The sequence below is a fragment of the Bradyrhizobium sp. WD16 genome (genome assembly GCF_024181725.1).
Taxonomy (GTDB): domain Bacteria; phylum Pseudomonadota; class Alphaproteobacteria; order Rhizobiales; family Xanthobacteraceae; genus Bradyrhizobium_A.
In genome coordinates this window covers 802,361-827,797 of sequence record NZ_CP028908.1, presented here as the reverse complement: position 1 = coordinate 827,797, position 25,437 = coordinate 802,361, and the positions used below count along the sequence as shown (strand labels likewise).

General features: G+C 66.5%; 29 protein-coding genes. 19 read left to right on the top strand and 10 right to left on the bottom strand.

The features are described from left to right. The first annotated feature begins 44 nt into the window (after positions 1–44). The 11 genes from nifH to DB459_RS03750 all read left to right on the top strand — a co-directional run bounded on the left by nifH (position 45) and on the right by DB459_RS03750 (position 9,552). Positions 45–929: a nitrogenase iron protein gene (gene nifH, locus DB459_RS03800; RefSeq protein ID WP_253711612.1), complete on the top strand. Its 885-nt coding sequence runs from the start codon at positions 45–47 to the stop codon at positions 927–929. A gap of 184 nt (positions 930–1,113) precedes the next feature. Further along, complete coding sequence (locus DB459_RS03795; RefSeq protein ID WP_253711611.1) at positions 1,114–1,869, top strand: nitrogen fixation protein NifQ; 756 nt, start codon at positions 1,114–1,116, stop codon at positions 1,867–1,869. Then, entirely contained in the window at positions 1,866–2,321 is a 456-nt protein-coding gene (irr, locus tag DB459_RS03790; protein ID WP_253711610.1) for a Fur family transcriptional regulator Irr, read from the top strand. Before DB459_RS03795 ends, irr begins: the two co-directional genes overlap by 4 nt. Positions 2,322–2,564: 243 nt before the next feature. Next, positions 2,565–3,761: a homocitrate synthase gene (gene nifV / locus DB459_RS03785; protein WP_253713413.1), complete on the top strand. Its 1,197-nt coding sequence runs from the start codon at positions 2,565–2,567 to the stop codon at positions 3,759–3,761. A 13-nt stretch (positions 3,762–3,774) separates the two neighbouring features. After that, positions 3,775–4,560: a serine O-acetyltransferase gene (gene cysE / locus DB459_RS03780; protein ID WP_253711609.1), complete on the top strand. Its 786-nt coding sequence runs from the start codon at positions 3,775–3,777 to the stop codon at positions 4,558–4,560. Continuing rightward, a complete protein-coding gene (gene nifW, locus DB459_RS03775) occupies positions 4,557–4,898 on the top strand; it encodes a nitrogenase stabilizing/protective protein NifW (protein ID WP_253711608.1) in 342 nt (113 codons plus the stop codon). Before cysE ends, nifW begins: the two co-directional genes overlap by 4 nt. Before the next feature lie 317 nt (positions 4,899–5,215). Beyond that, positions 5,216–6,058, top strand: a complete 843-nt coding sequence (locus DB459_RS03770) for an electron transfer flavoprotein subunit beta/FixA family protein (protein ID WP_253711607.1) — start codon at positions 5,216–5,218, stop codon at positions 6,056–6,058. A gap of 21 nt (positions 6,059–6,079) precedes the next feature. Further along, on the top strand, positions 6,080–7,201 hold the full coding sequence (locus tag DB459_RS03765; RefSeq protein WP_253711606.1) for an electron transfer flavoprotein subunit alpha/FixB family protein: 1,122 nt from the start codon (positions 6,080–6,082) through the stop codon (positions 7,199–7,201). 103 nt (positions 7,202–7,304) lie between these two features. Beyond that, entirely contained in the window at positions 7,305–8,612 is a 1,308-nt protein-coding gene (locus tag DB459_RS03760; RefSeq protein WP_253711605.1) for an FAD-dependent oxidoreductase, read from the top strand. A 25-nt stretch (positions 8,613–8,637) separates the two neighbouring features. After that, positions 8,638–8,934 (top strand): ferredoxin family protein, encoded by a 297-nt coding sequence (locus DB459_RS03755; RefSeq protein ID WP_253711604.1) that lies wholly within the window; start codon positions 8,638–8,640, stop codon positions 8,932–8,934. 411 nt (positions 8,935–9,345) lie between these two features. Next, the gene (locus DB459_RS03750) at positions 9,346–9,552 is read left to right on the top strand and encodes a molybdopterin-binding protein (protein ID WP_253711603.1); all 207 of its coding nucleotides are present in this window, start codon (positions 9,346–9,348) and stop codon (positions 9,550–9,552) included. 14 nt (positions 9,553–9,566) lie between these two features. Here DB459_RS03750 and DB459_RS03745 read toward each other — a convergent pair whose 3' ends face one another. The 5 genes from DB459_RS03745 to DB459_RS03725 form a co-directional block, all read right to left on the bottom strand. After that, positions 9,567–10,220, bottom strand: a complete 654-nt coding sequence (locus DB459_RS03745) for a DUF2478 domain-containing protein (RefSeq protein ID WP_253711602.1) — start codon at positions 10,218–10,220, stop codon at positions 9,567–9,569. 67 nt (positions 10,221–10,287) lie between these two features. Continuing rightward, entirely contained in the window at positions 10,288–11,388 is a 1,101-nt protein-coding gene (modC, locus tag DB459_RS03740; RefSeq protein ID WP_253713412.1) for a molybdenum ABC transporter ATP-binding protein, read from the bottom strand. An 11-nt stretch (positions 11,389–11,399) separates the two neighbouring features. Beyond that, a complete protein-coding gene (modB, locus tag DB459_RS03735; RefSeq protein WP_253711601.1) occupies positions 11,400–12,086 on the bottom strand; it encodes a molybdate ABC transporter permease subunit in 687 nt (228 codons plus the stop codon). A gap of 6 nt (positions 12,087–12,092) precedes the next feature. Beyond that, positions 12,093–12,869: a molybdate ABC transporter substrate-binding protein gene (gene modA, locus DB459_RS03730; RefSeq protein WP_253711600.1), complete on the bottom strand. Its 777-nt coding sequence runs from the start codon at positions 12,867–12,869 to the stop codon at positions 12,093–12,095. 224 nt (positions 12,870–13,093) lie between these two features. After that, positions 13,094–13,642, bottom strand: coding sequence for a cupin domain-containing protein (locus DB459_RS03725; protein WP_253711599.1), 549 nt, complete (start codon positions 13,640–13,642; stop codon positions 13,094–13,096). 312 nt (positions 13,643–13,954) lie between these two features. Here DB459_RS03725 and DB459_RS03720 point away from each other — a divergent pair, with 312 nt between their 5' ends. The 5 genes from DB459_RS03720 to DB459_RS03700 all read left to right on the top strand — a co-directional run bounded on the left by DB459_RS03720 (position 13,955) and on the right by DB459_RS03700 (position 18,309). Then, a complete protein-coding gene (locus tag DB459_RS03720) occupies positions 13,955–15,277 on the top strand; it encodes an aspartate aminotransferase family protein (RefSeq protein WP_253711598.1) in 1,323 nt (440 codons plus the stop codon). A 258-nt stretch (positions 15,278–15,535) separates the two neighbouring features. Then, entirely contained in the window at positions 15,536–15,862 is a 327-nt protein-coding gene (locus DB459_RS03715) for a hypothetical protein (RefSeq protein ID WP_253711597.1), read from the top strand. A 156-nt stretch (positions 15,863–16,018) separates the two neighbouring features. Continuing rightward, positions 16,019–17,248: an ABC transporter substrate-binding protein gene (locus tag DB459_RS03710; protein ID WP_253711596.1), complete on the top strand. Its 1,230-nt coding sequence runs from the start codon at positions 16,019–16,021 to the stop codon at positions 17,246–17,248. A gap of 206 nt (positions 17,249–17,454) precedes the next feature. After that, positions 17,455–17,733, top strand: coding sequence for a PepSY domain-containing protein (locus tag DB459_RS03705; RefSeq protein ID WP_253713411.1), 279 nt, complete (start codon positions 17,455–17,457; stop codon positions 17,731–17,733). A 12-nt stretch (positions 17,734–17,745) separates the two neighbouring features. Then, positions 17,746–18,309 carry a cytochrome b/b6 domain-containing protein gene (locus DB459_RS03700; RefSeq protein ID WP_253711595.1) on the top strand — a complete coding sequence of 188 codons (564 nt, stop codon included), beginning with the start codon at positions 17,746–17,748 and terminating at the stop codon, positions 18,307–18,309. Between the two features lie 493 nt (positions 18,310–18,802). Here the strand turns inward: DB459_RS03700 and DB459_RS03695 are convergent, their stop codons facing one another. Both DB459_RS03695 and DB459_RS03690 read right to left on the bottom strand, forming a co-directional pair. Beyond that, the gene (locus DB459_RS03695; RefSeq protein WP_253711594.1) at positions 18,803–19,033 is read right to left on the bottom strand and encodes a hypothetical protein; all 231 of its coding nucleotides are present in this window, start codon (positions 19,031–19,033) and stop codon (positions 18,803–18,805) included. A gap of 10 nt (positions 19,034–19,043) precedes the next feature. Further along, positions 19,044–19,730, bottom strand: coding sequence for a CBS domain-containing protein (locus tag DB459_RS03690; RefSeq protein WP_253711593.1), 687 nt, complete (start codon positions 19,728–19,730; stop codon positions 19,044–19,046). Positions 19,731–19,980: 250 nt separating this feature from the next. Between DB459_RS03690 and DB459_RS03685 the strand changes: the two genes are divergently transcribed. After that, entirely contained in the window at positions 19,981–20,976 is a 996-nt protein-coding gene (locus DB459_RS03685; protein WP_253711592.1) for a ribose-phosphate pyrophosphokinase, read from the top strand. Here the strand turns inward: DB459_RS03685 and DB459_RS03680 are convergent. Further along, entirely contained in the window at positions 20,940–22,103 is a 1,164-nt protein-coding gene (locus tag DB459_RS03680) for a hypothetical protein (protein ID WP_253711591.1), read from the bottom strand. The two genes, DB459_RS03685 and DB459_RS03680, sit on opposite strands and share 37 nt — an antisense overlap. 105 nt (positions 22,104–22,208) lie before the next feature. Between DB459_RS03680 and DB459_RS03675 the strand changes: the two genes are divergently transcribed. Next, the gene (locus tag DB459_RS03675; protein WP_253711590.1) at positions 22,209–22,913 is read left to right on the top strand and encodes a dienelactone hydrolase family protein; all 705 of its coding nucleotides are present in this window, start codon (positions 22,209–22,211) and stop codon (positions 22,911–22,913) included. Next, complete coding sequence (locus DB459_RS03670; RefSeq protein WP_253711589.1) at positions 22,913–23,560, top strand: phosphoribosyltransferase; 648 nt, start codon at positions 22,913–22,915, stop codon at positions 23,558–23,560. The genes DB459_RS03675 and DB459_RS03670 overlap by 1 nt, the downstream gene beginning before the upstream one ends. A gap of 23 nt (positions 23,561–23,583) precedes the next feature. On the opposite strand, the gene DB459_RS03665 is transcribed toward DB459_RS03670, so the two are convergent. Continuing rightward, positions 23,584–24,888, bottom strand: a complete 1,305-nt coding sequence (locus DB459_RS03665; protein WP_253711588.1) for a methyl-accepting chemotaxis protein — start codon at positions 24,886–24,888, stop codon at positions 23,584–23,586. After that, positions 24,863–25,384, bottom strand: coding sequence for a PAS domain-containing protein (locus DB459_RS03660; protein WP_253711587.1), 522 nt, complete (start codon positions 25,382–25,384; stop codon positions 24,863–24,865). The genes DB459_RS03665 and DB459_RS03660 overlap by 26 nt, the downstream gene beginning before the upstream one ends. Positions 25,385–25,437: the final 53 nt, after the last annotated feature.

The window sequence follows — 25,437 nt, the reverse complement described above, 5'->3', positions numbered from 1 at the left end:
GAGAGGCGCGGTTTCATTAGCAATCGGTTCATGGAGAGCACCACATGTCTTCACTGAGACAAATCGCATTCTACGGCAAGGGCGGGATCGGCAAGTCGACCACCTCCCAGAACACGCTGGCGGCGCTGGCCGAGATGGGCCACCGGATCCTGATCGTCGGCTGCGATCCCAAGGCGGACTCGACCCGTCTGATCCTGCACGCCAAGGCGCAGGACACCATCCTCAGCCTCGCCGCCAATGCCGGCAGCGTCGAGGACCTCGAGATCGAGGAAGTGATGAAGATCGGTTACCGCGACATCCGCTGCGTCGAGTCGGGCGGTCCGGAGCCGGGCGTCGGCTGCGCCGGCCGCGGCGTCATCACCTCGATCAACTTCCTCGAGGAGAACGGCGCCTATGAGGACATCGACTATGTGTCCTACGACGTGCTGGGCGACGTGGTGTGCGGCGGCTTCGCGATGCCGATCCGCGAGAACAAGGCGCAGGAAATCTACATCGTGATGTCCGGCGAGATGATGGCGATGTATGCCGCCAACAACATCTCCAAGGGCATTCTCAAATACGCCAATTCCGGCGGCGTGCGCCTCGGCGGCCTCGTCTGCAACGAGCGCCAGACCGACAAGGAGCTCGAGCTGGCGGAAGCGCTGGCCAAGAAGCTCGGCACCCAGCTGATCTATTTCGTGCCGCGCGACAACATCGTGCAGCACGCCGAGCTGCGCCGCATGACCGTGCTGGAATATGCCCCGGATTCGGTCCAGGCCGGCCACTACCGCACGCTGGCGCAGAAGATCCACGTCAACGCCGGCAAGGGCATCATCCCGACCCCGATCACCATGGACGAGCTCGAGGACATGCTGATGGAGCACGGCATCATGAAGGCGGTCGACGAATCCCAGATCGGCAAGACGGCGTCCGAGCTGGCCACGGCCTGAACGATTGCGGCCGGCTTCTTCGAGCCGGCCGCTCTTTCCATTTGGCGGGGAAATCTTGGAGCCTTGCCAATCTCCTGCGGAGCCGGGCCAGGCGGCGCTGGTTCCGCCTTTTTCCGATCACGCTGCATGAAGCCGCCGGTGGCGAGCTCGTGGCGATGAGGTGCGAACTGCACGGGAGCGACAGATGAGCGTCGTCGTTCGAGGGCTGCAGCCGGATATCGGCGCGATGCCGATGGCCGTGATCGTCACAGATGCGCGCTCGAATGAACCCAACGTCGCCGAGCCGCGTCCGGCCGAATTGCAGAGCTGCGCCGCTTTCTATCGCAGCCTGACCGGCATCGAGCCGGCCGCGGCGGTGATCGCGGACGACACCAGTTTCGATCGCCATGTGCTGGCGTGCATCCTGGCGGTCGCGGCCGCCGAGGGCGGGTCTGTGTCCGAGCGCAGCGGATTGACCGCGCCGGAACTCGCCGTCCTGCTGGAGCGCTTCTTTCCGCTCCGGAGGGGCCTGGCGGCAACCGCAGCGCGGGCGACGGCGGAGGACGATGAGGTCGCGATGCTGCGCGAACTGCTGCAGGCGCGGCGTTCGACGCAGGGCGAGGTGGGGCACTGGCTCGCCGCCATGGTGGCGCGCCGGAGCATGGAGCCGAACCACCTCTGGGAGGACCTCGGCCTGCGCGAGCGGGCCGAACTGAGCCGGCTGCTGCAGCGCCATTTCGCCCCGCTCGCCGAGCGCAATACCCGCAACATGCGCTGGAAGCGTTTCTTCTATCGCTCGATGTGCGAAGACGACGGCTTCGTGATGTGCACCACGCCGGTCTGCACCGAATGTGCCGACTTCCACTCCTGCTTCGGTGACGAAAGCGGCGAGAGCCGGATGGCGGCGCGCCGCCGGGCCGGTGCCGCAGATCCGGTCGGGACCGCGGAGGCATCGCCATGACGGTGGCCGCCGTCACGCTGCGAACGCCGGTGGCGCGACTCGCGCCGGCGTTCGACTGCGCCGACCTGTTGCGCCGGCACGGGCTGCGGCCGACGCGGCAGCGGTTGTTGCTGGGCCGGCTGCTGTTCGGAGGCGGTGGCCGGCACCTCACCGCCGAGATGCTGCACGCCGAGGCGGTCGCCAACGACATGGCGATCTCGCTCGCCACCGTCTACAACACGCTGCACCAGTTCACGCGCGCCGGAATGCTGCGCCAGATCGGCGTGGACGGCTCGAAGTCCTTCTTCGACACCAATCCGGGCTGCCATCACCATTTCTTCGTCGCCGGCGAGAATCGGCTGTTCGACACGCCGTCGCCCGGGGTCGTGGTCGAGAAGATGCCGGCGCCGCTATCCGGCTACGAGATCGCCAGCATCGACGTCGTCATTCATCTGCGTCGCAAAGCGGTGTGAGCCGGAGCGCACGATCTTGCGACGCGGGTCGTCCCTGGCGTTTCAACCCCGTCTCGTCGTTCCGACACCGGCCGCTGTTCTGTCGCCTTTGCGACAGCGCCGGAGGCGCGAAAAAGCCGTTGAGAACCATGGTGTTATGGGGCGGCTGCCAGTGGCATAGGGGTTGCTACGGATAAGTTCGACCCACGGCGGCCGAGACTGAATTGTCCGGCGCTCCGGGGACAGCAGGTGCCCGGAATGCCCATGCCCAGTCCGACCTCGAAGTTCTCGCCCCGCCCCGAAGCTGCGACCGCGACCGGTCAGCGACGCGTCATTCTCAACGACACCACGTTGCGCGATGGCGAGCAGGCGCCTGGCGTCGCCTTCACGACGGCCGAGAAGGTCGCCATCGCCAGCGCGCTGGCCCGCGCCGGCGTTCCCGAGATCGAAGCCGGCACGCCTGCCATGGGGATCGAGGAAATCGCCGCGATCCGCGCCATTGTCGAGGCGGACTTGCCGCTGACCACCATCGCCTGGTGCCGGATGCGGGTCGAGGATGTCGATGCAGCCCTGCAGACCGGCGTCGGCATGGTCAACCTGTCGCTGCCGGTCTCCGACGTGCAGATTGCCGCCAAGCTCGGCGGTCGCCGCGCCAACGCCCTCGAGACGTTGCGACGGGTGGTCGGCTATGCCCGCGACAAGGGGCTCGAGGTCGCCGTCGGCGGCGAGGATTCCTCGCGCGCCGATCGCGCCTTCCTGATCGACGTGGTGGCCTGCGCCGCCGCTGCCGGCGCCCGGCGTTTCCGCGTCGCCGACACGCTCAGCGTGCTCGATCCGGAATCGAGCGCATCGCTGCTGGCGGCGCTGCGCGCGACCACGGATCTCGAACTGGAGTTCCATGGCCACGACGATCTGGGACTTGCCACCGCCAACACCCTGGCGGCGGTGAAGGCCGGCGCCAGCCACGCCTCCGTCACCGTGATGGGCCTCGGCGAGCGGGCCGGCAACGCGCCGCTGGAGGAGGTCGCCGTGGCGCTGCGCCAGCTCTACGGCCGCGATACCGGCGTCGAGCTGGCGCAGCTCGACGGCATTGCCGCGGTGGTGGCGATGGCGGCCGGCCGAAGCATTCCGCTCAACAAGGCGATCGTTGGCGAACACATCTTCACCCATGAATCCGGCATCCATGTCGACGGCCTGCTCAAGGACCAGCGCACCTACCAGGCGCTCGATCCCACTCTGCTCGGCCGGCGCAACCGCATCGTCCTTGGCAAGCATTCCGGCCTGTCGGCGATCACCTCGCTGCTCACCGATCTGCGACTGACGGCGACGGCGGAGCAGTCGCGCGCCATTCTCGCCAGGGTCAGAGCCCATGCGGTCGATCACAAGGGGCCGGTGGCGAGCGAGACCGTGCGCCAGATCTGGCACGAGGTTTGTAACCGCGCCCTGTCCAATTGCGCGTGAGGAGGACGGCAGCATGACCGACGTGGTGACGCAATTGGTGGAGCCCGGCGTGGACGCGCCTGAACCGTCCCTCCTGCGCCTGATCCGGGAGGATATTGGCTGCGTCCGTCAGCGCGATCCGGCGGCGCGCAGCGAAGTGGAGACGCTGCTGACCTATCCGGGGGTGCACGCGCTGATCTGGCACCGGATCGCGCACCGGCTGTGGCGCGCCGGCCTGCGCTTTCCCGGTCGGCTGGTGTCGTGGTTTGGCCGCTTCGTCAGCAATGTCGACATTCATCCCGGGGCGCGGATCGGCCGGCGTTTCTTCATCGATCACGGTGCCGGCGTGGTGATCGGCGAGACCGCGGAGATCGGCGACGACGTCACGCTCTATCACGGGGTCACGCTCGGCGGCACCTCATGGTCGCCCGGCAAGCGCCATCCCACTCTCGAGGACCGGGTGGTGGTAGGCGCCGGCGCCAAGATCCTGGGGCCGATCACCCTCGGGCGCGGCACCCGCGTCGGCGCCAATTCCGTGGTGATCGAAGGCACCCCGCCCGAAGTCACCGTGGTCGGCATTCCGGCGCGGGTGGTGCGCCGCGAATCGACCCATCGCCGCATGGTGGGAGGCATCGATCTCGATCACCACCTGATGCCAGACCCGGTGGGGGAGGCGATCTCGGTGGTGCTCGACCGGGTGGAATTCCTCGAAACCAGGCTGTCGCACATGCAGAAACGGCTGCGCGACGAGGCCGGCCAGGGCCGCGAGCGCGCCCGCGACGATAGCCGGATCAACATTGTCGAAGGAGAGCCATCATGAGTACATCCGCGCCGGCGCAGCCGGAGATCCTGAAGAAGCTCAACACGGCCGCTTCGGCCGAGGAGTTCTTTCAGCTCCTTGGCGTCGACTACGACATCAAGGTGGTCAATGTCGCGCGGCTGCATATCCTGCGAAGGATGGGGCAGTATCTGGTCAGCGAGGATTTCAGCGCCATGTCCGAGGAAGCGGTCACCGCGCGCTGCAAGGACGTGCTCGCGAAGGCCTATGCCGATTTCGTCGCTTCCTCGCCGATCGATGAGCGCGTCTTCAAGGTGCTCAAGGACGCGGTCAAACCGAAGCCGCAGCAGCCGATGGTTCAGCTCACCACGCTGAAGTAGTCGGTCACCCGCCATTTGCTGCGCTCCGACAGCACGCGCTGCCCAGCCTCTCACAGCCGCCGGCCATGCCGGCGGCTGATGTCGTTGGCAATCGCCCGAATGGAATGGGCGTCGATGTTGCCGCTGTCGGATTTGCGACGCGACCCACAGTGTCGCTCCACGGGGATCCCGGAAACATTGTGCCTGCTCCAATAAGCTATTGGAGATGCGGCGAAATCGAGCGCTGCCGGCGATTGGTACGACACTTGCTAATCCCATTGCCAAGGACGCCGTCCGGCCCGCGCCGATGGTGACAACGAGATGATCGGAGCCAGCCCATGCACATTGTCGTCTGCATCAAGCAAGTTCCGGATTCGGCTCAGATCCGCGTGCATCCGGTCACCAATACGATCATGCGGCAGGGTGTGCCGACCATCATCAATCCCTACGATCTGTTCGCGCTCGAGGCGGCGCTGGCGCTGCGCGACAAGTTCGGCGGCGAGGTGACGGTGCTGACCATGGGCCCGCCCTCCGCCGCGGACAGCCTGCGCAAGGCGCTGACCTTCGGCGCCGATCGCGCGGTGCTGCTGACCGACCGCTTCTTCGCCGGCGCCGATACGCTCGCGACGACCTATGCCCTCGCCACCGCCGTCCGCAAGATCGGCGATACGTTCGGCGCGCCGGACATCGTCTTCACCGGCAAGCAGACCATCGATGGCGACACCGCCCAGGTCGGCCCCGGCATCGCCAAGCGGCTCGGCCTGTTGCAGCTCACTTACGTCGCGCGGATCGCGGAGCTCGATCTTGCGGCCCGCAGCGTCAAGGTCGAGCGCCGCTCGGAAGGCGGCCTGCAGGTGCTGCAGACGCGGCTGCCCTGTCTGATCACCATGCTGGAAGCGACCAACGAGATCCGGCGGGGCACCATGGCGGATGCGCTGCGCGCCGCCAGGGCCGAGGTCGTCACCTGGAGCGCCCAGGTCGCCGGCGTCGAGGATATCTCCAAATGCGGACTGCGCGGCTCGCCGACGATCGTCAAGCGCGTGTTCGCGCCGTCGCCGCGCGCCGAAAAGGCGGCGCTGGTCGAGGCCGGCGATGCGCCTGCCGACGCGCTGATCAACGAAATGTTCCGCCGTCAGCCCAAGCTCGAGTCCGAGCTGGCGGCGCTGGCGCGCGGCTACTGAATTCGACGAGGGGCCACACCGATGAGTGAACCGAACAAGAGTGAACCGACCAAAGCGCCCGCCGCCGCCAACAGCCGCGCCGCCACCAAGAAGGAATTGCCGGAGCACTTCAAGGGCTACAAGCACGTCTGGGTCTTCGTCGAGCAGGAGCGCGGCCACGTCCATCCGGTGTCGTGGGAGCTGATGGGCGCCGGCCGCAAGCTCGCCGACAAGCTGAAGGTCGATCTCGCCGCGGTGGTGATCGGCCCGACCGGCGCCGCGACCGAGCAGGCCGCCGCCGAAGCCTTCTGCTATGGCGCCGATCTCGCCTATGTCGTCGCCGACGATCTCCTGACCCATTACCGCAACGAGGCCTATACCAAGGCGCTGACCGATGTCGTCAATACCTACAAGCCCGAGATCCTGCTGCTGGGTGCGACGACACTCGGTCGCGATCTTGCCGGCTCGGTGGCGACGACCCTGCTGACCGGGTTGACCGCCGACTGCACCGAACTCGACGTCGATGCCGACGGTTCGCTGGCCGCGACCCGGCCGACCTTCGGCGGCTCCCTGCTCTGCACCATCTACACCCTGAATTACCGGCCGCAGATGGCCACGGTGCGGCCCCGCGTCATGGCCATGCCCGATCGCGAGGCGCGGCCCGCGGGACGCATCATCAATCATCCGCTCGGCCTGATCGAGGACGACATCGTCACCAAGGTGCTGTCCTTCCTGCCGGACCGCGACTCCGCCAAGTCCAATCTCGCCTATGCCGACGTCGTCGTCGCCGGCGGCCTCGGTCTCGGCTCTCCTGAAAACTTCCAGCTGGTCCGCCAGCTCGCCTCGGTGCTCGGCGCCGAATTCGGCTGCTCGCGTCCCCTGGTGCAGAAGGGCTGGGTCACCTCCGACCGCCAGATCGGCCAGACCGGCAAGACCATCCGTCCCAAGCTCTACATCGCCGCCGGCATCTCCGGCGCGATCCAGCATCGGGTCGGCGTCGAAGGCGCCGATCTCATCGTCGCGATCAATACCGACAAGAACGCGCCGATCTTCGAGTTCGCCCATGTCGGTATCGTGACCGATGCGATCCGCCTGCTGCCGGCGTTGACGGAAGCCTTCCGCGCGCGCCTGTCGCCGCATTCGCGCGATCGCATCGCGAGTTAGCGGAATTTCAAATTGCGGGTGTCCCTTTCGAATCTGAAGTTCGCTCGGGGGACGCTGACGGTTTAGGCGAACTTCAGGTGTCGAGACGTTAGCGAGGCAAGCCATGATCGAGGAAAAATTCGATGCCATCGTCGTCGGTGCCGGGATGGCGGGCAATGCCGCGGCGCTGACGCTGGCCAAGCGCGGCCTCAAGGTGCTGCAGCTCGAGCGTGGCGAATATGCCGGCTCGAAGAACGTCCAGGGTGCGATTCTCTACGCCGATATGCTGGAGAAGCTGGTGCCGGATTTCCGCGAGGACGCGCCGCTGGAGCGTCATCTGGTCGAGCAGCGCTTCTGGATGATGGACGACCGCGCCCATGTCGGGCTGCACTACCGTTCGGACGATTTCAACGAAGAGAAGCCGAACCGCTACACCATCATCCGCGCCCAGTTCGACAAGTGGTTCTCGTCCAAGGTCCGCGAAGCCGGCGCTACGGTGTTGTGCGAAACCACAGTCACCGAACTCGCCACCGACGCCTATGGCAAGGTGATCGGGGTGCGGACCGACCGCTATGACGGCGAGGTCCATGCCGATGTCGTGGTGCTGGCGGAGGGCGTCAACGGCCTGCTCGGCACCCGCGCCGGGCTGCGCGAGATCCCCAAGGCGAACAATGTGGCGCTTGCGGTCAAGGAGATGCACTTCCTGCCGCGCGAAACCATCGAATCACGGTTCAACCTCAAGGGCGACGAAGGCGTCGTGATCGAGGCCGCCGGCACCATCTCGCGCGGCATGACCGGCCTCGGCTTCATCTATGCCAACAAGGAATGCATCTCGCTCGGCATCGGCTGCCTGGTCTCGGATTTCGAGAAGACCGGCGAGACGCCTTACGGCCTGCTCGAGCGTTTCAAGCAGCATCCGTCGGTGGCGCCGATGATCGATGGCTCGGAGGTGAAGGAATATGCCGCCCACCTTATTCCCGAGGGCGGCTACAAGGCGATCCCGCAGCTCTATGGCGACGGCTGGGTGGTGGTTGGCGACGCCGCGCAGCTCAACAACGCGATCCATCGCGAGGGCTCGAACCTCGCCATGACGTCGGGTCGCATCGCCGCCGAGGCGATCTTCCAGGTCAAGTCGCGGCGCGAGCCGATGACCAAGGGCAATCTCGCGCTCTACAAGAAGATGCTCGACGACAGTTTCGTCATCAAGGATCTGAAGAAGTACAAGGACATGCCGGCGCTGCTGCACAACCAGTCGCAGAGCTATTTCCTGACCTATCCGCAGCTCGTCTCGAAGGCGATGGCGAGCTTCGTCCGGGTCGACGGCACGCCCAAGATCGAGAAGGAGAAGACGACGCTGCGCTCGTTTGTCTCGGCGCGATCCTGGACCGGCCTGTTCGGTGACGCGTTCCGTCTCGCCAGGGCGTGGCGCTAGCAACCATCCAGCAAGGAGAGCGATCATGACTGCCGAAGTCGCTGTGCGGGTCGAGGACAAGCTGTTCTACAATCGTTATCTGGTTGATAGCGGCCGGCCGCATATCAAGGTTCGCCCGCACACCACGCCGACACCGGCGTTGCGCACCCTGCTCAAGGCCTGCCCCGGCCGCTGTTACGAGCTTAACGACAGCGGCCAGGTCGAGGTCACTGTGGATGGCTGCCTGGAATGCGGCACCTGCCGCGTCATCGGCGAGCCGACCGGCGACATCGAATGGAGCTATCCCCGCGGCGGCTACGGCGTGCTGTTCAAGTTCGGCTGAACGGGGGCATCGGGGGGCAGAGCTGTCGCAGGCGCCGACACGCCCTCTGCCGTCGTCGTCCGCTTGAAGCGGGCGGACCAGTAGGCAGTGGCGGTGGTAAAGGGCAGAGCGTTCGCTGCGGTGCCCGATTGCGATGACACGGAGTACTGGGCCCTCCGCCTTCGCTGAGGGCGACGGTGAGTGGGTCGGGGGCGCTCGCTACGCCCCCTGCCGTCATCGCCCGCTTCAAGCAGGTGAACAAGTACGCCATGGCGATAGTAGCGGGCGGAGCATCCGACGCGGTGTTGTCGCAAAGCCGACACTTCAAGTTATCTCGTCAATTGCAACCATGGCGGGCGTTGCTGCTTGTGGATTCGCGGGCCGGTATCGACTAGGTTCCGCCGGTCGGGTTAATAAAATGGAATCTCCAAAATGAAGCTGAGTGCGCGCAACGTCTTGCCGGGTAAGGTCGTGGCTGTGACCAAGGGGGCGACCACCGCCCACATCAAGGTCGAGCTGGCCCCGGGCCTGACGGTCTTCTCCGCCATCACCAACGAGGCTGTCGACGAATTGCAGCTCAAGGTCGGCGATACCGTGTCAGCGGTCATCAAGTCGTCCGACGTGATGATCGGCAAATAACGCGGTCTTCCGCTTCAGGTAACGACAGGCGCCATGGTTGCAGATGATGCGGCCATGGCGGCTTCTTTGATAGCGGCGTCTTTTATGACGGCGTCTTCCATCGCGGCCGCATTGGCGAGACGCCGCGAAAGCTCGCGCCACCAGCCCTCGATGACCTCGCGGGCGCAGAACAGGGTGGTGCCGCGGTCGCCGGTAAAGTCGATCCAGGCCTTGAGGCTTCCCTCCGGCACAGCAGTCAGCACCGGCACGCCCGACAGGATGGCTTCGGCGAATTCGCTGCGCAGCCCCTTGCCGGCGGCCTCCTGCTTGGAAAACTTGTTGATCACGACGAGATCGAGATCCTGACCGATCGCCCGGCTCACCGCCACGGCGGCCTCGGCGAGGCCCGCCGGATCGAGCTTGCAGGAGGCGGCGCCGCTGCCCAGCGGCTGCCACAACGAGATCCGCTGAGCGCCGGCGAGATCAAGCACCTGCATATCGGCCTTGTGGCCATCCGGATCCTTGCCGTTGACCTGGACGATGCCGCCGAGACGAAGCCCGCGCCGCTTCAGATCGAGCGCGAATTCGGTGAGCAGGGTGTCGACATCGTCTTGCGGCCGATAGACCACCGCGGCGAAGCGGTTCGGATCGATGTTGGTGAAATCCGACGCCATGCGATCTGTCGTCATGTCGAACTCCGTGTGCCCCCGCCCGGCCGGCATTGATCCAGCAAGCTGTGTGCCACGAATGGCGCGGTCAGACCAGCGACACGCCCTTGACCTGGGCATAGACCGGTCGTCCGGTGCGCAGCCCGAGCTGGTTCCAGGAGCGCCGGGTAATCCGTGCCAGAAGCTGGATGTCAGACCCATCCAGCGCCAGCACGGCGACGATTTCGCCGCAGCCGGCCGGCGCTGCGGCGACGATTCGTGCCGGCAGCACGTTGAGGATCGATGCCTGCTGGGGCGGCACGAGGGCGATGCTGACGTCGCGCGCGGTGATCTGCAGCCGCTGCGGCTGCCCGATCGGGGCGGCGGGCGCCGGCACCTGCAGTTGGATGGTTCCGATCTGCAGGGTCAGCAGTTCATCGTCGGCGTTGTGGCCGGCGATGACGCCGTCGAGGCTGACCGCCGCCTCCCGGGCGGTCGCCAGCGGCAGCGTCGGATCGCTCTGCAGCGCAGCCAGTGGGCCCGCGGCGATGACGCGCCCGTCCCGCATCAGGACGAGATGATCGGCCAGCCGTTCGATCTCGGTGATGTCGTGGCTGATATAGATGACGGGCAGGGCGAGCAGGCGGTGCAGTCGTTCGAGAAACGGCAGGATCTCGCCCCGGCTGTCGTGATCGAGCGCCGACAACGGCTCGTCCATCAGCAGCAATCTCGGCTGCGACAGCAGCGCCCGGCCGATGGCGACGCGCTGGCGCTCACCGCCCGACAGATGCTGCGGCATCCGCTCGAGCAGAGGCGACAGGCCGAGCAGCGAAACCACCTCGGCATAGCTGACGCGCTGCGAGGATGGATCGCGCGGCGCGCCGTAGAGCAGGTTGCGGCGGACGCAGAGATGGGCGAACAGGCTGGCTTCCTGGAAGACATAGCCGATCGGCCGCTGATGCGTGCGGCGGAACCGGGCGCCGTCCTGCCAGACCTCGCCATCGACGATGCAGCGGCCGTCCGGCAGGTGGTGCAGGCCGGCGATGCAGCGTGCCACCGTCGTCTTGCCGCAGCCCGACGGGCCGAAGATCGCGCTCACCCCTATCGCCGGCAGGTCAAGCTCGGCGTCGAGCGCAAAGCCGCCAAGCCGGCCGTGGAAGCGCGCCCGGATTCGCCCGGCATCGGCCTGGGTCGGGCCGGCTTGCGTCATCTCGGTTTGCGTCAGCTGTGCCGCCACGACGCCCGCTTCTCGATCAGGGTCATGCCGAGGATCACCGTGAAGGCGAAGATCACCATGCCGCCGGCGATGATATTGGCCTCGCGCCATTGCGAGGTTTCGACATAATCGAACACCGCGACCGACAGCACCCTGGTGCTGCCGGGGATGTTGCCGCCGATCATCAGCACGAGGCCGAACTCCCCGATGGTGTGGGCGAAGCCGAGGACGGCGCCGCTGAGGAAGCCGGGACGGGCCAGCGGCACGGCAACGGTCCAGAAGGCGCGCCAGGGCGAGGCGCGCAGGGTCGCCGCCGCTTCCAGCGGGCGATCTCCCATGGCGGCGAAGGCGTTGCGGATCGGCTGCACCACGAAGGGCATCGAATAAAGCACCGAGCCGAACACCAGGCCGGCGAAGGTGAAGGCGAGGGTGCGGCCGCCCCAGAGTTGCGCCACCAGGCCGCCGGGTCCCTGCGGCCCCAGCAGCACCAGCAGATAGAAGCCGAGCACGGTGGGCGGCAGTACCAGCGGCAATGCCACGATGCTGGCCACCGCTTCCTTCCACCAGGCCTTCGACCGCGCCAGCCACCAGGCGAGCGGGGTGCCGAGCAGGAGCAGGATCAGCGTCGTCAGCGCGGCGAGTTCGATGGTGAGGAGGACAGATTGGCCGATGGCGAATGGCAGCCCGCCCATTCCCGATCAGCTCTGGCGGTCGAGCACATAGCCGTATTTGAGGACGATGGCGCGGGATTCTGGGCTCTTGAGGAAATCCATGAAGCCGGTCGCCGCTTCGTTGCCGGCGGCGGATTTGAGCAGCACCGCATCCTGGCGGATCGGATTGTAGAGATCCTGCGGCACCAGCCATTGCGAGCCGCCCGGGTTGCCCGACAGTTGCGACAGCGCGACGAAGCCGATTTCCGCGTTGCCGGTTTCGACGAACTGATAGGCCTGGGTGATGGTCGCGCCTTCCACCAGCTTGGGCTGCAGCGCTTCATAGAGCTTGAGCGACTTCAGCGTCTCGACCGCGGCGAGGCCGTAGGGTGCCGCCGCCGGATTGCAGATCGCGACCTTGGCGAAGATCGCGCTCTTGAGCGTTTCGCCGTCCTTCACGAGGCCCGGCGTCTTGCTCCACAGCACCAGCTTGCCGACGGCATAGGTGAAGCGGCTGTCCGGCGCCCCGAGGCCGTCCGAGATGAGCTTCTTCGGCCGGACATCGTCGGCCGACAGCAGGATGTGAAACGGCGCGCCCTGGGTGATCTGCGAATAGAACTGGCCGCTCGAGCCGAAGCTCAGCACTGCATCGTGGCCGGTCTTCTGCTTGAACAGCGCCGCGATCTCCTTGGCCGGCTCGGTGAAATTGGCGGCGACCGCGACGTTGATCTGCGCCGCGCCGGCGCCGCTCATGGGGAAGGTGGTGGCAAAGGTGGCGGCAAGCGCGCTGATGATGACGGCGACGATCTGGCGGCGGCTGGTCATGTCGAGCCTTTCAGTTTTTGCAGCATGCACCGGGTGTCGCGGCCGGAAGGCCGCGTTGGTGCGTTGCACCAAATGAGCAAGGCGCGTGCCGGCTCGATGTGCGCTGTTTTGGCCCTGCGACCCGGCCGGCTGTCCGGTCCGCGACAGCACTGTCGGACATCGGACAGAATCCGGCGCCGGCACGGCGGCCGGGGCCGAACCGGGTCAGATCAATCCGGCTCGTGTCAGAATGTCGGCGGGGTGCAGGCGCTGACTACTTCGCAGGCCGCCGGCCCGACGCAACGAAAGCGGTGGGGGCGGCGGCTTTCGAAGTAATACGCATCGCCCGGCCCGAGGATCCGCCGCTCGTCGCCCACGGTCACCTCGATCCGTCCGGAAATCACGATGCCGCCTTCCTCGCCCTCATGGACCAGCAGCACGCGCCCGGTATCGGCGCCCGGCTGGTAGTGCTCCTTGAGGATCTGCAGCTTGCGCCCGGACATGCTTTCGCCGAGCTGGCGAAACGAGATCCGGCCCTTGCCGATCTCGATCAGTTCGTCGGCGCGGAAGAAGGCCTGGTGCGGCCGTTCCGGCTCGATGGCGAAGAATTCCGACAAGCCGATGGGGATGCCGTCGAGAATGCGCTTCAGCGCGCCGACCGAGGGGTTCATCTGGTTCGATTCGATCAGCGAGATCGTCGAATTGGTGACGCCGGCCCGCTTGGCGAGCTCGCGCTGCGACAGCTTGTGGCGGCCGCGCAGGTAACGAAGCCGTTCGCCGATGTCGATGCTCATGCAGGGTCCGCTGTTGCAGGTGTTGAGGATTGCATAATTCTGAAATTTTGATTGCGAAATATCAATAGCTTAGCAGGTCAGAGAAAAGGACTTGTTGTTTTTTTCCGATCATGACCGTCTGCCCTGGCCGGAGTCGTACCCGGCTTCCGAAGTTCGTGAGTCGCTCGCTGCAAGCTCTGGACACGAACTTCGGAAGCAAGCGGGTACGACCATTACAAACTTGCAGTGCCCTTTGTTTTCCGAAGTTCGCACCAGGCAGTTGCAGCGCTGCTTTTGCGAACTTCGGAAAGCGGGCACCAGGAGCCCCACCCAATGAATGCCATTCCGAACACGCCGTCGCTTGACGCCTACTGGATGCCCTTTACCGCCAATCGCCAGTTCAAGGCGAAGCCCCGGCTGATGGCCGCCGCGGACGGAATGTATTTCACCTCGGTCGAGGGCCGCCGCATCCTCGACGGCTCGGCGGGCCTGTGGTGCGTCAATGCCGGCCACGGCCGGCATGAGATCGCCGACGCGGTTCATCGCCAGCTCGCGACCCTCGACTACGCGCCGTCGTTCCAGATGGGACATCCGGCGGCGTTCGATCTGGCGACGCGTCTCGCGGCGCTGGCGCCGGCCGGGCTCGACCGGGTGTTCTTCACCAATTCCGGCTCGGAATCGGTCGACACTGCGTTGAAGATCGCGCTGGCCTATCATCGCGCCAATGGCGCGGCCTCGCGCACCCGGCTGATCGGCCGCGAGCGCGGCTATCACGGCGTCGGCTTCGGCGGGCTCTCGGTCGGCGGCCTCGTCAACAATCGCCGGGCCTTTCCCACCCATCTGCCCGGCGTCGACCATCTGCGCCACACCCACGATCTCGCCCGCAACGCCTTTTCGCCCGGCCTGCCGCCGCACGGCGCCGAGCTCGCCGACGACCTCGAGCGCCTGGTGGCGCTGCACGGCGCCGACAGCATCGCCGCGGTCATCGTCGAGCCGGTGCCCGGCTCCGCCGGCGTGCTGCCGCCGCCGCAGGACTACCTGCAGCGGCTGCGCGCGATCTGCGACCGCCACGGCATTCTCCTGATCTTCGACGAGGTCATCACCGGCTTCGGCCGGCTCGGCACGCCGTTCGCCAGCGAGTACTTCGGCGTCAAGCCGGATATCTTCACCACCGCCAAGGGACTGACCAACGGCGCCATTCCCATGGGCGCGGTGTTCGCGAGCCGCGCGATCCACGACGCCCTGATGCAGGGGCCGGAGAACCAGATCGAGCTGTTCCACGGCTATACCTATTCGGGTCATCCGGCGGCCTGCGCCGCGGCGCTCGCCACCCTCGACATCTATGAGCGTGAGAAGCTCCTGAACCGTGGCGCTTCGCTTGGCGCAATCTGGTCGGACAAGCTGCAGGGCCTGCGCGGCGCGCCCAACGTCATCGACATCAGGACCGTCGGGCTGATGGCCGGCATCGAGCTCGCGCCGCGGGACGGGGCGCCGGGCGCGCGGGGCTACGAGCTGTTCCTCGCCTGCCTCAGCCGCGGGCTCTATGTGCGCTACACCGCCGACATCATCGCGCTGTCGCCGCCGTTGATCGTCACGTCCGAGGAGATCACCGCGATCACGGCGATCATCGCCGAGGCCCTCGGGCAGGTGGCCTGATCCGGCGCGTTTCCGGGCGAAGCGGATGCCGGTTCGCGTGAAGGAAACGCGTCAAGACAGAAAGACCAGCGTCTCCGCTCCGAGTTCGATCGGGGCGGAGACGTCTCGTTTCAGGCCGACAGCGCGGCCGGCGCGGCTACGATCTCCGGCACCGAGCCGCACCGCAGCGCGGCGGAAACGAAAGCTGAGGCGGGACTCCTCGAAGGCCCCCGGAAGGATTACATTGCGGTCATGGTGAGCTGACAATGGAGGCTCGTCATGACGTCACACATCGCCGTGCCGCACCGGGCCAGATCGCCGCGCGTGCCTTTCGAGAATCGCTGGACCAGCGGCCACCAGGCCCGGGAATGGAACTGCGAGCTCGATCAGCTCGGCGTCGCCAATGTCCGGGCCATGCTTTGCGAACATGAAGTCCATCATCGCGACGATCCGGTGGTGATCTTCGAGATACCGCCGGGCTTCATCCGGGACTGGCTCGCCTTTCACGACCGGCAGGCGGCGCGTCGGCAGCTGATCTGGCGCGCCAGCGTGCTGTCGCTGGGTCTGGTCGCCGCGTCGGCGGCGGTGTTGGCGGCATTCAGATAGGCCACAGGTTCCACATCGTGCTGCGTCTGCGAAGCGACGATGCGCCGGACGCGCTGCGCCGCGTCGTTGAACAGCCGATGCGAAAGGTATTCAATCAGCCGCGAGAGATCCGTCAGAGGTCTCCGCACAAGACACAACATTCTAGGGAGAACCGAAATGTCCAGCCTGACCCGTCGCACGGCGGTGTTTTCGACTGCGCTCATCCTGGTCGCCGCCAGCGCCAGCGCCGCCCTGGCCCAGAAGAAATACGACCCCGGCGCATCCGACACCGAGATCAAGATCGGCAACATCATGCCCTATAGCGGTCCGGCATCGGCCTATGGCGTGATCGGCAGGACCGAAGCGGCCTATTTCAACATGATCAACGAACAGGGCGGCATCAACGGCCGCAAGATCAATTTCATCAGCTATGACGACGCCTACAGCCCGCCGAAGGCCGTCGAGCAGGCGCGCAAGCTGGTCGAGAGCGACGAAGTGCTGCTGATCTTCAATTCGCTGGGCACGCCGTCGAACACCGCGATCCAGAAATACATGAATGCCAAGAAGGTGCCGCAGCTGTTCGTGGCGACCGGCGCGACCAAATGGAACGAGCCGAAGGAATTTCCCTGGACCATGGGCTGGCAGCCCAACTACCAGAGCGAGACCCGGATCTATGCCAAGTACATTCTGAAGGAAAAGCCGAACGCCAAGATCGCCGTGCTCTACCAGAATGACGACTACGGCAAGGACTATCTCAAGGGGCTGAAGGATGGCCTCGGCGCCAAGGCGGCTTCGATGATCGTCGCCGAGGAGTCCTATGAAGTCTCCGAGCCGACCATCGACTCGCACATCGTCAAGCTGAAATCGACCAACGGCGACGTCTTCGTCAACATCACGACGCCGAAATTCGCCGCGCAGGCGATCAAGAAGGTGGCCGAGATCGGCTGGAAGCCGGTGCACTTCCTCAACAATGTCAGCGCCTCGATCGGCTCGGTGATCAAGCCCGCCGGCTTCGATAACGCCCAGGACATCATCTCCGTCGCCTATCTGATGGATGCGGTGGATCCGCAATGGAAGGACGATCCGGCGATGAAGGGGTTCGATACCTTCCTCGCCAAATATTTCCCCGACGCCAACCGCGCCGACGGCGGCGTCATGGTCGGCTACAATGTCGCCCAGACTCTGGTGCAGGTCCTCAAGCAGTGCGGCGACAATCTCACCCGTGCGAACGTGATGAAGCAGGCGGCGAGCCTGAAGGACTTCCGATCGAGCAACCTGCTGCCCGGCATCAAGATCAACACCAGCGCGACCGACTTCGCGCCGATCGAGCAGGTGCAGCTCGAGCGCATGAAGGGCGAACGCTGGGAGCTGTTCGGCGCAGTGCTGAGTGGCGAGATCGGCGGCTGATCTCGGTCGCTCGCGCCAAAGGAACCCTCCGCCGCGTCGCGGAGGGCTTTTTCGCGAAGCATCCCCGGCAACAGGCGTCGACCGGAACCTCGACTGTCGTCCACCTGACAATCGGCTGACGCGGCTCAACAGCGGCGCGTCAGCTGCCTTCGCGCATGATCGCTCCAGGTTAGCCGATGTCCGGCGACCGCCCCAAGGAGATCATCATGCGCAAGCTCATTCTTCTTTCGTCCGCCGCCGCCATCCTCGTGACCGGCGCCGTCGCCGCCCAGGCCGGCAGCCTCGGCCGTCCCTGCACCTCCGCAGCGCAGAGCCAGTGGCTGTCGATCGAGGCACTGCAGTCCAAGGTCGAGGCGCAGGGCTACAAGGTGCAGAAGGCCAAGCTCAAGAACGCCTGCGGCGAACTCTATGCCCTCGACAAAAATGGTGGCCGCGTCGAACTGTTCGTCGATCCGACCAACGGCAATATCGTCGGCCAGCTGTAAGGCCGGACCTCCATGACTGTCATTCCTGACAGGATCGAAGCCGGCGGCGCGACGCCGCCGGCGACGGTCAAGGTGTGGGACCCGTTCGTCCGCCTGTTCCACTGGAGCCTCGTCGGCCTGTTCATCCTCGCCTATGCCACCGGCGACGAGATCGAGAAGGTGCATGTGGCGGCCGGCTACGCCATCGCCGGTCTCCTCGTCCTGCGGATCGGCTGGGGCTTCGTCGGCACGCGCTATGCGCGGTTCGCCAGCTTCGTGCGCTCGCCGCGCCAGGTCGTCGGCTATCTGCGCCAGGTCGCACGCTTCTCCGCGCCCCGTCATCTCGGCCATAATCCGGCCGGCGGCGCCATGATCATCGCGCTGATCGCGAGCCTCGCCGCCACCGGCGCGACCGGTTACATGATGACGACGGACGCCTACTGGGGCGCGAAATGGGTCGAGGAGGTGCATGAAGCGATGGCGACCATGACCATCGTCCTCGTCGGGCTCCACGTGCTCGGCGTCGTCGTGACCAGCCTCGCGCACCGGGAGAATCTGATCAAGGCGATGATCACCGGCCGCAAATCGGCGACATGAGCCGCAGTGAACGAAAAGCCGGGCCCATCGGCCCGGCTTCGTCGTGCGATGATTCGCGCATAGGCGGTTCGCGGCCCCGCCTAGTGTCCTGTCTCCGAATTACCGCTTCATTTGCCTCACCCTCGCACGGTCATTCGGAGACATCAGGACACTAGCAAAATCAAAAAGCTAGTGCGGCTTATGTCTCGCAATTGCCTACAGGGGCTTGCCGCGAAGGGCATAGGCAATTGCGAGACGCCACACTAGTGTCCCGTCTCCGAATTACCGCTTCGTTTGCCTCATCCTCGCACGGTCATTCGGAGACATCGGGACACTAGCAAAATCAAAAAGCTAGTGTCCCGTTTCCAACGTTCGTATCCCATTGCAGCAGGCGCTCAAACGAACGTTGGAAACAAGGGGACACCAGCATCATTATGATTCTAGTGTGGTTTCGGATCTGACGCTCGTTCGAAGAACTCGCTGCAATACTGAAACGAGCGTCAGATCCACCACACTAGGAGGCCAGCGGCTCGACGCTGATCTGCGAATCGACGAGGTCGTCGAGCACGCTGCGGTCGATATTCTCCATCAGCGCGCCGATGCTGGTCTGGCGCTCGAGCTGTCGCTGCCGCAAGGCGGCCCAGGCCTCGGCGCAGGCATTGCCGAAATCCCTCGCGTCCTCGACCTCATAGCTGCCGTTGTGCAGTTCGGCGCCGTCCTTCGAAATTTTCAATCGCACCTTCATGCCAGAAGCCTCACATCCATCCCTCGACCGGCCGGACGGCGAGATGGTCGTTGACGCCGCGGACGCCGATCGTCGACTCCGCGGCGACCCGCACCGCGTTGCGCTCCGTCTCCGACGTGGTGAAGCCCCACAGGTCGACGACGCCGTCGTTGACCGTGACGTTGAGCTGGGAAGTCTCGGCCCAGGGCTGGTGTTCGAGATGGGACAACAGCTTGCTGCGGATCGCGGTGTCGGAGGGCTGGATGTCGAGGGCGTGGCGGGCGCCGGCGATGGCCTGCACGAGGTTGGCGCGGCTGACGATGCCGACCAGCTGGCCATTCTCGACGATCGGCACGCGCCGGATGGCGTTCTTTTCCATCATCGTCGCGATCTGGTGCAACGGCGTGTCCGGCCCGGCGACGATGACGTCGGGCGTCATGACGTCGGCGGCGGTCTTGCCGTGGGCCTTGACGTATTCGGCGGCGAGCGTGTCCTTGCTGACCAGGGCGGAGAGCAGCCAGGAGCGGCGTCGCTCGGTGTCGGTCTCGGTGCGATGCAACAGGTCGCCTTCGCTGACCAGTCCGACGACGCTGCCGTTCTGATCGACCACCGGCGCGGCGCTGATCCGTCGTTCGATGAACAGTTTCGCGACCTCGACGACCGGCGTCGTCGGGTGGACGGTAATCACCGGCGCGACCATCACGTCCCGAGCCTTCATGGCAGCCTCCGCAGCGCTGATAGAACTGTATGAAGAGTAGAGCCCGCACCGCTGGCGGAATTGATCTTGCGCAAATTCGCCGCCGCGGCGACGCCTAGTGTCCCGGTTCCAACGTTCGTATCACTTTGCAGCGAGCGCTCGTACGAAGATTAGAACTAGAGGGACACTAGCGTTCCGGAACACGGGGTCCGGTGCAGCGTTCCCGTCCGGCTGACGCAATCGCAAATGGTCCTGCGCAAATGGTCCTGCCATGACGAATTCCCCCGACGAGGCGTTGCAGCTGTTTGCCCTCGAGGGCAGCGAGGCGATCGGCGTCGCCGTCGCCGGGGTGCTCGGCCGGCCGCTGTCGCCGCACGAGGAACGCGACTTCGAGGACGGCGAGCACAAGGCGCGTCCGCTGGGCAATGTCGCCGGCGCCGACGTCTATGTGGTCCACAGCCTCCATGGCGGCCCGCTCCACAGCCCGAACGACAAGCTGTGCCGGCTGTTGTTCTTCATCGCCGCGCTTAAGGATGCCGGGGCGGCGCGCATCACCGCGGTGACGCCTTATCTGTGTTACGCCCGCAAGGACCGTCGCACCAAGAGCAACGATCCGGTGACGACGCGCTACGTCGCCGCCCTGTTCGAGGCGGTCGGCGTCGATGCGGTGGTGACCCTCGACGTCCACAACGAAGCCGCCTTCGAGAACGCCTTCCGCTGCCGCGCGGTGGCGCTCACCGCGGCGCCGGCGCTGATCAGGGCGATCGTCGAGGAGATCGGCGCGGATGCGGCCTGCGTGGTGTCGCCCGATCTCGGCGGCGGCAAGCGGGCCGAGCGGCTCCGCGACAAGCTCCAGGCGGCGCTCGGCCGGCCGGTCGCCAATGCCTTCGCCGAGAAGCATCGCAGCGCCGGCGTGGTCTCCGGCAGCCTGTTCGTCGGCGATGTGGACGACACCACCGCGGTGATCGTCGACGACCTGATCAGCACCGGCGGCACCTTGGTGCGGGCGGCGCTGGCGGCACGCCAGCGCGGGGCGCGGCGGGTGATCGCCTGCGTCACCCATGGCCTGTTCATGCCGGGGGCGGCGGAGGCGCTGGCCGACCCGGTGATCGACCGCATCCTGGTCACCGACGCGGTGCCGGCGTTTCGCCTGGTGGCGGGGCCGGCGCGCGACAAGCTGCGCGTCGTCGCCGTGGCGCCGCTGCTCGGTGCCGCCATCGATGGCCTGCATCAGTGCCGCGCCATCGACGATCTTCTGGCCTTCTGAGTTCGACGTCCTCGGCCGAGACAGCGCTCCAGTTTGCGGGCGTCGGCGGCGGCCAGCGCCAGATAGGCGCGGGCCTGCGCTGGCCATTTCTCCGGCGTGCGCGGATGGGCGTCGTAGAGATGGGCGATCGCGAGCCGCGCGCGCAGCAGGGCCCGCTGGCAGCGATAGAACAGGAACAGGCCGTCGGCTTCGTTCTCGGCAAGCGGCCGGGCGAGGGCCTTTCGGATCCGTTCGCCGGCGTCGCGGCGGCCGAGCCGTTCGCATTCGAGATGCAGGAAGGCGACCTCGTCGAGCGGATCAAGCGAGCGCAGGCGGTCGTCGAACTCCAGGCAGTCGATGATGATCGGCGGCGCGGTGAGCCAGATGTGCTCCGGCCGCAGGTCGCCGTGGGCGTCGACGACGTAGCGCGCCCGCACCCGCTGGAGCAGGAGCTGGCGGCGCTCGGCGATGAAGCGCCGCAGCGCCGCGGCGCTGGTGTTGATCGGCGCCTGCGGCAGGGCGAAGCGGGCATCGTGGAGGATGCTGCAATCCACCCCGAGGAGGCTCAGGCGGGCGGCGATGTCCGGCTCTCCCGGCTGTAGCCCCCGCGCCGCATGGGCGTAGAAGCGCCTGAGCGTTGCGGCGACGAGGTCGAGTTGGCGCGGTGGCGGCGCGCCGTGGCGCAGGGCGTCGTCGAGGGTGGCGTGGTCAGGCAGGCGGCGCATGGCGACGAGATAGTCGACGACGTCGCCGGCGCCGCCGATGGCGAATTCTCCGCCGTCGCAGGTCAGCGGCACGACGCCGAGATAGACGTCGGGCGCCAGGCGCCGGTTGAGGCGGTCTTCGGCCCGGCAGGCGGCGCCCCGCCGCGCCAGGGTGGAGAAATCGAGATAGGGAAAGCGGACCGGCTTCTTGAGCTTGTAGACGCGATCGCCGGCGAGAAAGATGAAGGACATGTGGGTCTCGCGCAGCTCGACCTCGTCGACGCCGTCGCGGTAGCTGCCTCTGTCACAGAGGAACCGGACCTTGGCGGCAAGGTCCGGTCCGGCGCCGGCGGCGACCTGCGGAACAGCTTCCTGAGGAACATTTCCCTGAGGAACGGATTCCTGAGGAATCGCTGTGTCGGCACCGTGGCTCTGCCGCAGCATCGGATGGTCCCGATCATCGTGCATTGCGAAAGAGATAACCGGCGGCCCCGGATAACGTTTGACATTGGTCAACGAAGTGCCGTCTCGCGGCGTTAGCCTTTTGCCATGCCGTCAACGAGGCCCCCCGGCGCGCGTCCGGCGCTGCGCTCCCAGGATGTCCACATCCCGCCGCTCGGCCTCGCGGGGACGCTGACCGTGCCCGATCGGCCGGCCGCCCTGGTAGTGTTCGCCCACGGCAGCGGTTCCAGCCGCTTCAGTCCGCGCAACCGGCAGGTGGCCGAGGGCCTGCAGCAGCGCGGCATCGCCACGCTGCTGTTCGATCTGCTGCTTGTCGGCGAGGAGGATGACCGCAGCATGGTCTTCGACATCGCGCTGCTGTCGGAACGGCTGCTTCACGTGCTCGAATGGATCGACCGGCAGCCGCGGTTGCGCGAGCTGCCGCTCGGCCTGTTCGGCGCCAGCACCGGCGCTGCTGCCGCGCTGGTCGCCGCGGCGCGCTCGCCGAAGGTCGGCGCGGTGGTCTCGCGGGGCGGCCGGCCGGATCTCGCGGATGCCGCCCTGGCGCGGGTGACGTCGCCGACGCTGCTGATCGTCGGCGGCGCCGACGTCGGCGTGATCGAGCTCAACGAGGGGGCCGCCGAACAGCTCGCCGGGGTCAAGCGCCTCGCCATCGTGCCCGGCGCCACGCATCTGTTTCCCGAGCCGGGCGCGCTGGAACAGGTCATCGATCTGGCGGCCGACTGGTTCACGCAGCACCTCGTTCGCACCGATCACCCACGCACCGATCCCGGATCGCAAGGAGCGCGATGATGCCGTTCCGCGACCGCACCGATGCCGGACGGCGACTGGCCGCAGCCCTGTCGCGCTACAAGGGGCACAAGCCCCTGATCCTCGCCCTGCCGCGCGGCGGCGTCCCGGTCGCCGTCGAGATCGCGTCCGCGCTCGACGGCGCGCTCGACCTGATGCTGGTGCGCAAGATCGGCGTGCCGGTGCAGCCGGAGCTCGCCATGGGCGCGGTGGCCGAGGGCACGCCGCCCTTCGTCGTGCGCAACGAGGAGGTCATCGCGTTTTCGGGCGTCACCCCGCAGGAGTTCGAAGCCGCCTACCAGCACGAGGTCGCGGAGATCGAACGCCGGCGGCGCCAGTATATCGGCGATCGCGCGCGCGAGCCGGTCGCCGGCCGCGTCGTCATCGTCGTCGACGACGGCATTGCCACCGGCGCCACCGTCAAGGCGGCGCTGCAGGCCATCCGCCGCCAGCGGCCGGCCAAGCTGGTGCTCGCGGTCCCGGTCGCACCGCCCGAGACGATCGAGGCATTGCGGCCGCTGGTCGATGAGGTGGTCTGCCTGGAAACGCCCGAGCCGTTCGGCGCCATCGGCTACTTCTATCGCGACTTCAGCCAGCTTCGCGATGCCGACGTCGAGGCCGCGATGGCCGGCCGCGCGGATTCGAAATAGGGCGCCGCCCTCCCGCCGTCAGCTCACGCCGCGGTCAGCCGCTCCAGGAACTTGTGCACTTCCTGACGCAGCGTCTGGACTTCGGTGTTGACGCGTTCGGACGCGCTGTTGACCCGCGTCGCGACGCGCCCGGTATCGTCGGCCGCCTGGCTGATGCCGGCGACGTTGGAGGAGACTTCCGACGTGCCGGTGGAGGCCTGCTGGACATTGCGGGCGATCTCGCCGGTGGCGGCGCCCTGCTGTTCGACCGCGGCGGCGATCATGGTCGAGATCTCGTTGATCTCGGCGATCGTCCGTGTGATCGCCTCGACGGCCTCGACCGAATTCGTCGTGCTTTCCTGCATCTCGGCGACCTTGGCGCCGATCTCTTCCGTCGCCTTGGCGGTCTGGGTGGCGAGGCTCTTGACCTCGGAGGCGACCACTGCGAAGCCGCGTCCCATGTCGCCGGCCCGCGCGGCTTCGATGGTGGCGTTGAGGGCGAGCAGATTGGTCTGCTCCGCGATCTCGCTGATCAGCTTGACGACGTCGCCGATGCGCATCGCCGCGTCGGCGAGGTTGCGGATCTGGCTGTCGGCCCGGTTCGCCTCGCTCACGGCGCGGCCGGTGCTGGCGGTGGAGCGGCTGACCTGCCGGCTGATCTCGCTGATCGAGGAGGACAGCTGCTCGGCGGCGCTGGCGACCGTCTGCACATTGCTCGAGGCCTGGCTCGAGGCGGCGCTGACCTCCGAGGACTGGCGGCTGGTCTCCTCGGCGGCAGCTGCCATGGATTCTGCGTCGGTCTCGAGGTCCGATGCCGCCCTGGCGAGGCCGCTGGCGACCTGGTCCATGTTGCCGCCGAACGAGGTGGCGAGAGCGGCGATCTCGACGACGCGCTGGTTGAGCGTATCCGTGCCCTTGTTGATGATGACCGCGGAGCGGCGGAACGAGCCCGGCAGGCCGCGCACCAGGATCTTGCGGAAGCACTTGCCCTGGCTGGCATAGTCCATCGAGGCCGAGGACTCGCGGACAAAGGCGTCGACGATGTCGAGCAGGTCGTTGATCGCGGCCTGCAGGACGCCGATCCGCCCCCCTTGCCGGCTCGCGAGGACGCGGGCCTCGAGGTCGCCGGTCCGCGCCTTTGCGCAGACCTGTGCGGCTTCGTCGAAGGCAAGCGAAATGGCGCGCAGCTGCCAGGCCGTGGCGGCGACGGCGGCGAGAACGGCGGCCAGCATCGCCGCCTCGTAGATGCGCGGCAGGTCGATGGTCGGCATGACGAGCGCGGCCACGGCAAACAGGCCGGCCAGCGCCAGCGACAGGTTGGCCTTAGAGAGAGAGCACAAATTGGTCATAGCCGATGCCTTGTTTCTGAAGATGGCCCATCAGCATGTCGTAGCCGGCCAGCATGCCGTCCTTGCGGTTCGGATGCCGGTTCTCCTCGGCGACGATCTGGGTGTAGAGCGGTTTGATCCGCTCGACCTGGGCGCGGTCGGGCTTGCGCCGGTTGGAGTGGAAGCCGAGGATGTTGCCCTGGGCGTCCAGGGTCGGGGTCACATGGGCGAACACCCAGTAGTGGCCGCCGTCCGCCGCCAGGTTGACGACATAAGCAAAGATCTCGTGCTTCGCCCCGATGGTATCCCAGAGCAGTTTGAAGATGCAGCGCGGCATCTCGGGGTGACGGATCACGCTGTGGGGGGCGCCGATGATCTCCTTCACCGGGTATTTGGAGACGCGCAGAAACACGTCGTTGGCGTAGGTAATGTGGCCTTTGAGATTGGTCTTCGAGACGATCAATTCTTCGTCGCCGAGAAGGCATTCCACTCCCGTCGGCCTGATCGCGTGCGCCATGGCGCACCTCCGTCCTGCTGTTTCCAGTCACTGGCGAAATCCGGGCGCCAGGT

Excerpts from the sequence above, each read along its gene's own strand:
- nifH (WP_253711612.1), top strand. The coding sequence starts at position 45 with ATGTCTTCACTGAGACAAATCGCATTCTACGGCAAGGGCGGGATCGGC.
- DB459_RS03795 (WP_253711611.1), top strand. The coding sequence starts at position 1,114 with ATGAGCGTCGTCGTTCGAGGGCTGCAGCCGGATATCGGCGCGATGCCG.
- irr (WP_253711610.1), top strand. The coding sequence starts at position 1,866 with ATGACGGTGGCCGCCGTCACGCTGCGAACGCCGGTGGCGCGACTCGCG.
- nifV (WP_253713413.1), top strand. The coding sequence starts at position 2,565 with ATGCCCAGTCCGACCTCGAAGTTCTCGCCCCGCCCCGAAGCTGCGACC.
- cysE (WP_253711609.1), top strand. The coding sequence starts at position 3,775 with ATGACCGACGTGGTGACGCAATTGGTGGAGCCCGGCGTGGACGCGCCT.
- nifW (WP_253711608.1), top strand. The coding sequence starts at position 4,557 with ATGAGTACATCCGCGCCGGCGCAGCCGGAGATCCTGAAGAAGCTCAAC.
- DB459_RS03770 (WP_253711607.1), top strand. The coding sequence starts at position 5,216 with ATGCACATTGTCGTCTGCATCAAGCAAGTTCCGGATTCGGCTCAGATC.
- DB459_RS03765 (WP_253711606.1), top strand. The coding sequence starts at position 6,080 with ATGAGTGAACCGAACAAGAGTGAACCGACCAAAGCGCCCGCCGCCGCC.
- DB459_RS03760 (WP_253711605.1), top strand. The coding sequence starts at position 7,305 with ATGATCGAGGAAAAATTCGATGCCATCGTCGTCGGTGCCGGGATGGCG.
- DB459_RS03755 (WP_253711604.1), top strand. The coding sequence starts at position 8,638 with ATGACTGCCGAAGTCGCTGTGCGGGTCGAGGACAAGCTGTTCTACAAT.
- DB459_RS03750 (WP_253711603.1), top strand. The coding sequence starts at position 9,346 with ATGAAGCTGAGTGCGCGCAACGTCTTGCCGGGTAAGGTCGTGGCTGTG.
- DB459_RS03745 (WP_253711602.1), bottom strand. The coding sequence starts at position 10,220 with ATGACGACAGATCGCATGGCGTCGGATTTCACCAACATCGATCCGAAC.
- modC (WP_253713412.1), bottom strand. The coding sequence starts at position 11,388 with ATGACGCAAGCCGGCCCGACCCAGGCCGATGCCGGGCGAATCCGGGCG.
- modB (WP_253711601.1), bottom strand. The coding sequence starts at position 12,086 with ATGGGCGGGCTGCCATTCGCCATCGGCCAATCTGTCCTCCTCACCATC.
- modA (WP_253711600.1), bottom strand. The coding sequence starts at position 12,869 with ATGACCAGCCGCCGCCAGATCGTCGCCGTCATCATCAGCGCGCTTGCC.
- DB459_RS03725 (WP_253711599.1), bottom strand. The coding sequence starts at position 13,642 with ATGAGCATCGACATCGGCGAACGGCTTCGTTACCTGCGCGGCCGCCAC.
- DB459_RS03720 (WP_253711598.1), top strand. The coding sequence starts at position 13,955 with ATGAATGCCATTCCGAACACGCCGTCGCTTGACGCCTACTGGATGCCC.
- DB459_RS03715 (WP_253711597.1), top strand. The coding sequence starts at position 15,536 with ATGACGTCACACATCGCCGTGCCGCACCGGGCCAGATCGCCGCGCGTG.
- DB459_RS03710 (WP_253711596.1), top strand. The coding sequence starts at position 16,019 with ATGTCCAGCCTGACCCGTCGCACGGCGGTGTTTTCGACTGCGCTCATC.
- DB459_RS03705 (WP_253713411.1), top strand. The coding sequence starts at position 17,455 with ATGCGCAAGCTCATTCTTCTTTCGTCCGCCGCCGCCATCCTCGTGACC.
- DB459_RS03700 (WP_253711595.1), top strand. The coding sequence starts at position 17,746 with ATGACTGTCATTCCTGACAGGATCGAAGCCGGCGGCGCGACGCCGCCG.
- DB459_RS03695 (WP_253711594.1), bottom strand. The coding sequence starts at position 19,033 with ATGAAGGTGCGATTGAAAATTTCGAAGGACGGCGCCGAACTGCACAAC.
- DB459_RS03690 (WP_253711593.1), bottom strand. The coding sequence starts at position 19,730 with ATGAAGGCTCGGGACGTGATGGTCGCGCCGGTGATTACCGTCCACCCG.
- DB459_RS03685 (WP_253711592.1), top strand. The coding sequence starts at position 19,981 with ATGACGAATTCCCCCGACGAGGCGTTGCAGCTGTTTGCCCTCGAGGGC.
- DB459_RS03680 (WP_253711591.1), bottom strand. The coding sequence starts at position 22,103 with ATGCTGCGGCAGAGCCACGGTGCCGACACAGCGATTCCTCAGGAATCC.
- DB459_RS03675 (WP_253711590.1), top strand. The coding sequence starts at position 22,209 with ATGCCGTCAACGAGGCCCCCCGGCGCGCGTCCGGCGCTGCGCTCCCAG.
- DB459_RS03670 (WP_253711589.1), top strand. The coding sequence starts at position 22,913 with ATGCCGTTCCGCGACCGCACCGATGCCGGACGGCGACTGGCCGCAGCC.
- DB459_RS03665 (WP_253711588.1), bottom strand. The coding sequence starts at position 24,888 with ATGACCAATTTGTGCTCTCTCTCTAAGGCCAACCTGTCGCTGGCGCTG.
- DB459_RS03660 (WP_253711587.1), bottom strand. The coding sequence starts at position 25,384 with ATGGCGCACGCGATCAGGCCGACGGGAGTGGAATGCCTTCTCGGCGAC.